At 62.5% G+C, this 6,687-nt stretch carries 8 protein-coding genes; 5 read left to right on the top strand and 3 right to left on the bottom strand.

Annotation, left to right across the window (positions count from 1 at the left end; translation table 11 throughout):
• Positions 1 to 246: 246 nt before the first annotated feature.
• From VNH11_35705 to VNH11_35695, 3 genes are all read right to left on the bottom strand, one after another.
• Positions 247 to 471: a hypothetical protein gene (locus VNH11_35705; GenBank protein ID HVA51742.1), complete on the bottom strand. Its 225-nt coding sequence runs from the start codon at positions 469 to 471 to the stop codon at positions 247 to 249.
• A 181-nt stretch (positions 472 to 652) separates the two neighbouring features.
• Positions 653 to 973, bottom strand: a complete 321-nt coding sequence (locus VNH11_35700; protein HVA51741.1) for a hypothetical protein — start codon at positions 971 to 973, stop codon at positions 653 to 655.
• 189 nt (positions 974 to 1,162) lie between these two features.
• Positions 1,163 to 1,480 carry a hypothetical protein gene (locus VNH11_35695; GenBank protein ID HVA51740.1) on the bottom strand — a complete coding sequence of 106 codons (318 nt, stop codon included), beginning with the start codon at positions 1,478 to 1,480 and terminating at the stop codon, positions 1,163 to 1,165.
• Between the two features lie 291 nt (positions 1,481 to 1,771).
• Here VNH11_35695 and VNH11_35690 point away from each other — a divergent pair, with 291 nt between their 5' ends.
• The 5 genes from VNH11_35690 (at position 1,772) to VNH11_35670 (ending at position 6,296) form a co-directional block, all read left to right on the top strand.
• On the top strand, positions 1,772 to 2,296 hold the full coding sequence (locus tag VNH11_35690; protein ID HVA51739.1) for a thioredoxin family protein: 525 nt from the start codon (positions 1,772 to 1,774) through the stop codon (positions 2,294 to 2,296).
• A 161-nt stretch (positions 2,297 to 2,457) separates the two neighbouring features.
• Entirely contained in the window at positions 2,458 to 3,546 is a 1,089-nt protein-coding gene (locus tag VNH11_35685) for a sulfotransferase (GenBank protein ID HVA51738.1), read from the top strand.
• A gap of 283 nt (positions 3,547 to 3,829) precedes the next feature.
• Positions 3,830 to 4,324 carry a 5-(carboxyamino)imidazole ribonucleotide mutase gene (gene purE / locus VNH11_35680; GenBank protein HVA51737.1) on the top strand — a complete coding sequence of 165 codons (495 nt, stop codon included), beginning with the start codon at positions 3,830 to 3,832 and terminating at the stop codon, positions 4,322 to 4,324.
• A complete protein-coding gene (locus VNH11_35675; GenBank protein ID HVA51736.1) occupies positions 4,321 to 5,487 on the top strand; it encodes a 5-(carboxyamino)imidazole ribonucleotide synthase in 1,167 nt (388 codons plus the stop codon). The genes purE and VNH11_35675 overlap by 4 nt, the downstream gene beginning before the upstream one ends.
• A 68-nt stretch (positions 5,488 to 5,555) precedes the next feature.
• The gene (locus VNH11_35670; protein HVA51735.1) at positions 5,556 to 6,296 is read left to right on the top strand and encodes a UvrB/UvrC motif-containing protein; all 741 of its coding nucleotides are present in this window, start codon (positions 5,556 to 5,558) and stop codon (positions 6,294 to 6,296) included.
• Positions 6,297 to 6,687: the final 391 nt, after the last annotated feature.

Genomic DNA, 6,687 nt, shown 5'->3' with positions numbered 1-6,687 from the left:
GCTCGATGTGCCGGCGTGGCTGATCGCCTTGGAGGAGGAAGTCGCCCGTTGCGAGCGTGCCGACGAGCGCGGCGCGGAGCCTGCGGACATCGAGCCTCCCGTTCCTCACCGCACGCTCGCCTGGGACGACGCCCAGCAGCAGGTGAAGAGCGGCGACTGGGAGTCGTAGTCCCTACACGGATGTCTGGCTTTGCCTCTGCGATACGGGATCGGTGGCAAGAGCCGGCGCGCCGGTGCCCATCGGTTTCAGTCGTAGGCAAGCGTGGCCAAGCAAGCGTTGCTCACGGCGACGGGCAAGAAGCTCCCGACCCGGCGCTGGCCCAACCAAAACGCGCGGCTGATTTTCACCTCGTGCGGCGGGCATTCGGGCGGGGCCGGCGCGTCGTTGCCGGCATCCGGCACGCCCATCGTGAATGTTCCCGCCGGAAGCGTTACGAACCGCATGCCCAGCGAATTGACAAATCGCGTCATTGTCGGGCGAGAACCGGAGGATGGCCTTCCCAGGCCGTCGAGTGGTGCAGAACCGGAGGCCGCCGTGCTGGCGCCGCAAACCAGCGTGACAACGCCCGCGCACAACGCCGCGCGCCGCGTTGCTCGTTGCTCACAGCTCAGCATTTTTCCCTCCGATCTTTTATCCCTCATCTTCCGTCCCTCATCTTTCATCTCTCATCCTCTTCTCATAACACCGCACGATGATTTGGGCATTCCCGGATACCCACTCGGGAAACGCCGCTTCCGATACTTCGACCCACGGCTGCGGAAGAGTGGCCTTCCATTCCGGCGCGATCCAATAGAGCGCGTCGATCACCCATACTCGCCGGACCGCGGGCTTCCCCAGCGCGTCGGGCGAAACGTATTCTTCGGCGCGCATCACCGCCGTGCCATGGAAATACGGAAACTCGCGGCCCTTCGACACCGACCATAGCTCGCTTTCCCAACAGGAATCCGCGCTGGGCGTGACCTTGCTATCCAACAGCGAAGTGTAGATTTTGATCGCCTCAGCGGGCCTGCCGAGGGCGTCCAAGGTTCCGGCAAGATGCCATAGCGTTAAAGGGCAATCATTGACGAGCTCGCGAGATGCCAGAAAGAGATCGAGCGCATCATGGTATCGCCGTTGCTCGTAGTAGGTCCTCCTGGTCCTGTGGTCGGCGACGCTTTCGAGTCAGATCGAGTCTCGTTCCTGGCCGGATTTGCTCAGCCGCTCACGCAGGTATTCTTCGTCGTGCGAAAGATAGCGGTTCTTCTCCGCCAGACGACGACGAATCCGCTCTACCGAATCGACGACGGGCTGGCTCAAACGCCGCACAATATCGTCGGCGCTGAATTCCTCGAGTTCGCGCACCGTTTCGACGCGCAGAAAATCGAAAATCTGCCGCGCGTGATAGTCGTCCTTAAATAGCAGAAACAGCTTCTCTTCGCCGGTAATCGTGGGTCTGGGAAGTTTGGCGGGCTTGGGTGCGGCCTGGCGATTCTTGTTCACCGGCGTTTTCGCACGGCTTGTTTTCTTCTTCGTCGCTTTGACTGAACTCTTTTGACGCCCTATCTTGCCGCTCTTTGCCGCTTTCTTCTTGGCCATCGTCTCCTCGCGCTACGACTGGTGCCCCAAAGCAAGCATAGTTCGCGGCCATCGGTTATCCAACAGGCTGATCGCGCTAAAGTCAGCCTGTTGATCCGGCGATAACGGTAACACTGCGCCGGTCTTGACAGTCCCGGCGACATTGGTCAAACCTAGTGCGAAATGGAAGCGGCCGGTAAATCGAAGGACCGATGGATGCCACGTTTATCTTGTTTTCAACGCACGCTTCTCATGGGCAGCGTGTTGCTCGGCGCCGGTTGCGAAATCCGCGATCAGGCACCCCAGCCTCAGAGCTTGGGTTCGGCTGAGCCAGCGGGCGACCGCCGGCCAGCGGCGGGCCTGCCAAGTGGCCAAATCGCTTTTGTCGAAGGCTTCGAACGGGGCTTTCAGATGGCGCGCGACGAGCAAAAGCCCATGCTGCTGTTCTTCACGGCCCAATGGTGCAAGTATTGCCATCAAATGGCCAATGAGGCGTTCGCCGAGGAAGCGGTGGTGGCGCTGTCGCGCGACTTCGTGTGCGTGCTGATCGACGCCGATGCCGAACCTCAGGCCTGCCGCCAGTTCGAGGTGCGCAGCTTTCCGACCATCCAGTTTGTATCGTCGCGCGGCATGCGGCTGAACCGCGTCACGGGCAAGCAGCCCGCCCAGCAATTGGTCACGCAGATGAAGGCCGCTTTGCAGGCCGTTGCCCGGCGCGAGCAGACCACCGCGCAGCGATAACAGACCACCGTGCAGCGGTAACCGCTTGCTCTTGACCCGACTCGGCCACTACCATAGATCGTTTCACGATATCGGCTGTAGACTTGGTGCCATCAATGGGCGGCAGCGGACCGGGGCAAGGCAAACAGAAGAACGGCCCTAAAAGCAGGGAGTGGGCGCCCTTGTTTTGGACCGGCATGGACCTTTTCGGCTGGATGCGGCTGCTCGTCCGCAACCGCTTCGCCGTGCATTGGACCCGCTGGCACCAGGCCCTGTTTCTCACCGGCATGGGCCTGTTTCACACGGCCTATCGCTGGTGGCAGTGGCCGTGGGTCGGCTGGCGGGCCAATCGCATGCCGATCGTAGACGAGCCCATCTTTGTCGTGGGTCATTGGCGGGCGGGCACCACCTTGCTGCACGAGCTGATGGTGCTCGACGAGCGGCACACCTCGCCCACCACCTATGAATGCCTCGTACCGAACCATTTTCTGCTCAGCGAGGATTTCGCCCGCCGCTTTCTCAAATTCCTGCTGCCGGCCCATCGGCCGATGGACAATATGGCCGCCGGCTGGGACCGCCCCCAGGAAGACGAATTCGCCTTGTGCAACCTGGGCCTGCCGTCGCCCTACCTGACCATCGCCTTTCCGAATCACGGGCCGCAGTACGAAGAGTATCTGACGCTGGAAGGACTTTCGCCGGAGGAACTGGAGCGATGGAAGCGGATTCTGCTGCGGTTTCTGCGGCAGATCACGTTTCGCCGGCCCAAGCGGATCGTGCTCAAAAGCCCGCCCCATACCTGCCGCATCAAAACGCTCTTGGAAATCTTTCCTCGTGCGCGGTTCATTCACATCGTCCGCGATCCCTACGTGGTTTACGCCTCGACTTGCAACCTGTGGAGAACGCTGTATCGCAAGCACGGCCTGCAGCAGCCCAACTACGAGGGCGTGGAGGAATATGTGCTGCGGACGTTCGAGCGGATGTACGAGAAGTTCGAAGCCGATCGCGAGCTGATCGATGCCGACTGTTTTTGCGAAGTGCATTATGAAGAGTTGGTGCGCGATCCCATCGCCTCGATGCGAGCGATCTATGAAAAGCTCGACTTGGGCGGTTTCGCTGCGGTGCTGCCGGCTCTGGAAGAATACGTGGCCCGTACCGAGGGCTATCGGACCAACAAATACGAGATGTCGGATGAGGCCCGGCAACAGGTGGCCCTGCGCTGGGCGAGCTTCATGTGGCGCTATGGTTATGCCCCGCAGCCGGCGGAAGTCTAGGAAGTCAATCGCAAACGACTTCGGTTATTGGGGTAGGGTGGGACCAGCGAGCTTGCGAGCGCCGGCCCACCACTCGGTAAGGGAGAAGGCAGAAGGATCAAGGCAGAAAGCGGGTTCTGCCTTCTGCCTTCATCCTTTTGTCTTACTGCATGGTGGGCCGGCGCTCGCAAGCTCGCTGGTCCCACCCTACACCGCCATACCCCCCCCCAACACTCGACTTCGCGGCAACGGCTTTGTAAGATCGCTTCGTCCGCAGCTTCACTCATCTTTGTCGTAGCGTATCGTGGATTCCCAGTCGCAAGTGCTCGTCGGCCTGATCATGGGCAGCAAGTCCGACTGGGAGACGCTGCGCCATGCGGATGAGGTGCTGACGCGTTTCGATGTCCCGCACGAATGCCGCGTTGTTTCCGCACACCGCACGCCTGATTGGCTGGCCGAGTATGCCAAGAGCGCCGAGGACCGCGGACTGGAAGTCATCATTGCCGGAGCCGGCGGCGCGGCGCATCTGCCGGGCATGGTGGCGGCGCAAACCACCCTGCCGGTGCTGGGCGTTCCCGTGCAAAGCCAGGCTCTCAACGGCCTCGATTCGTTGTTGAGCATCGTGCAAATGCCCGGCGGAATTCCCGTCGGCACGTTGGCCATCGGCAAGGCCGGCGCCACAAACGCCGCCCTGCTGGCCATCGCCATTCTGGCCAACAAGCGGCCCGAGCTGCGGCAGAACCTGAAGCAGTTTCGCGAACAACAGACCTGCGACGTGCTGGGAGACCGAATTCCGTGACGCGAGCGATTCTGCCTGGAGCCACGGTCGGCGTGCTGGGCAGCGGCCAACTCGGCCGGATGTTTGCCATCGCGGCCCGTCGCATGGGCTACCGCGTCCACACGCTTTCGCCCGAAGACGACACCCCCACCGGGCAAGTGGCCGACCTCGAGATCAACGCCGGCTACGACGATCTGGATGCCGTGCGGCGTTTTGCGCGGCAGGTGGCGGTGGTCACCTTCGAGTTCGAAAACGTTCCCGCCGCCACGGCCGCGGCCGCCGCCGAATGCGCGATCGTGCGGCCGGCCGGCTCCGTGCTCCATACGACCCAGCACCGCTTGCGCGAAAAGACGTTTCTGCGCGCCAATGGCTTTCCCGTGACGAAGTTTGTCGCGGTCCGCAGCGCGGCGGAGTTGGACCGGGCCGTGCATCAGCTTGGGCTTCCGGCCGTGCTCAAGACCGCCGGCTGGGGCTACGACGGCAAGGGGCAGGTCAAGCTCGCGCGATTTGAAGAGATCGACGACGCCTGGCGGCGACTGGCGACCGATGAGGCCGTTCTGGAAGCCTGGGTCGATTTTGAGTGCGAGGCGTCGGTCGTGGCGGCCCGCGGCATCGACGGCTCGTTTGTCGATTACGGCCTGATCGCCAACACGCACCGCAACCATATTCTCGACGTCTCGCTGGCGCCCGCGCCGCTGCCGGACAAGATCGTCGTCCAGGCCGTCGAGATTGCGCGGGCGGTGCTGGAAAAACTCGACGTTGTCGGCGTGCTGTGCGTCGAGTTTTTTGTGACCGGCGGCGGCTCGCTGCTGATCAACGAACTCGCCCCGCGGCCGCACAATTCCGGCCATCTGACGTTCGACGCTTCGGTGACGAGTCAGTTCGAGCAGCAGCTTCGGGCGATCTGCGGCCTGCCGCTCGGCTCGACGCGCTTGATTTGCCCGGCGGCGACGGCGAACCTGTTGGGCGATCTTTGGCAAGGGGGCGGGCCCGACTGGCAAGCACTCTGCGCTTGCCCCAACGTGAAGCTTCATTTATATGGGAAGGCGGCGCCGCGGCCGGGCCGCAAAATGGGGCACTTGACGGCCTTGGCTGAAGAGCCGGCAGCCGCCTTGCGCGACGTGTTGGCGGCGCGTGAGACACTGCTGCGCGGCGGCGCTCCGGCGGTGGACGCCGTGGTATAATATACTGCACATGGGGAGCAAATGAGACATTTTCGGTGCCGGTGCATGGGGTCACCGCAGGTAGATTCATGGCGAAACGGCAAAACATCGATTCCATCCTGAAAGACTGGAACTACGAGCCCGGCGAAGTCGCGGCGCGCATCGTGCGCGGCGCCGACGGCCGCGAGGTGTTGCAGATGCGGATCGATATGGGTGTGCTGCAGCTCGAAGTCGACGGCCGGCCCGACGGCGCCCGGCCCGGTGGGGCGGAGACCTATTTCGACTATCTGTTGGCTCTGGCGGTCCACGACGGCGAGGAGTTCGTGCTCAGCGAAGAGCAGTGCAACGAGGCGGACCGTGAGTTCGTGCAGTATTACCAGCGTCGTATCTGCTGGCTGGCCTTGCGCGAGTTCCGCCGTGCCGTGCGCGACGCCGATCATAGCCTGGCCTTCATGGACTTTGCCCGGCAGCATTCGCCCAGCGAAGATTGGACGATGTCGCACGAGCAGTATCGGCCGTTCATCCTCTTTCACCGCACCCAGGCCGCCGCCTTGGCCGAGCTGGAAGATCACGGGCCGGAGGCGGCCATCGAGCAGATCAATCAGGGGCTCAACCGCATCCGCGAGTTTTACGTCGACGTCGACGCCGAAGAACGCTATGAAGACGACGAGCTGGTCGAGCGGTTGAACCAGCTTCGCGAATCGCTGCGCGACCACTATCACATCGGCCGCACGCTGCAAGAGCAGCTCGACGAGGCGGTGGCCAGCGAGCAATATGAGTTGGCCGCGAAGCTCCGCGACGAAATCGCCAAGCGAAACCGAAAGATGTAGTCCGTCGAACTCTATTGGGGGTTCAGCACGCAAAGCCCAAGACCCAAAGCCGAAGACCCAGCGATTGGGGCAAGTTCGCCACCGATTGACTTGCGGCGGCGGCACGAGGCGATCGACTCATCGTTGCCGGCCCGCTTCATGGAACTGGTCGACGACTCGGCGGCCTGGCTTGGCGAGTTCCCTGCCGCCACGAATAGACCGCTACCAGAATGCCGCTGCTGTGGACAGTGGCTCGCCGTCAGGCCTAGAATTAGCCCGGATTATTCACCGGCCCACACCAACCCGAAGCGCAAGCGAGGATCAGCAAAGGACTTAGCTCGCTTGCGCTTCGGGTTGGTGTTCGCGCAGTCTGCGCGCCAAGTTCGGGGGCCGGTGAATCATCCGGGTTAGG

This window comes from Pirellulales bacterium (assembly GCA_035533075.1).
Taxonomy (GTDB): domain Bacteria; phylum Planctomycetota; class Planctomycetia; order Pirellulales; family JAICIG01; genus DASSFG01.
Note: the sequence above shows the minus strand (reverse complement) of the source record. Positions and strands in the feature narration are given on the sequence as shown.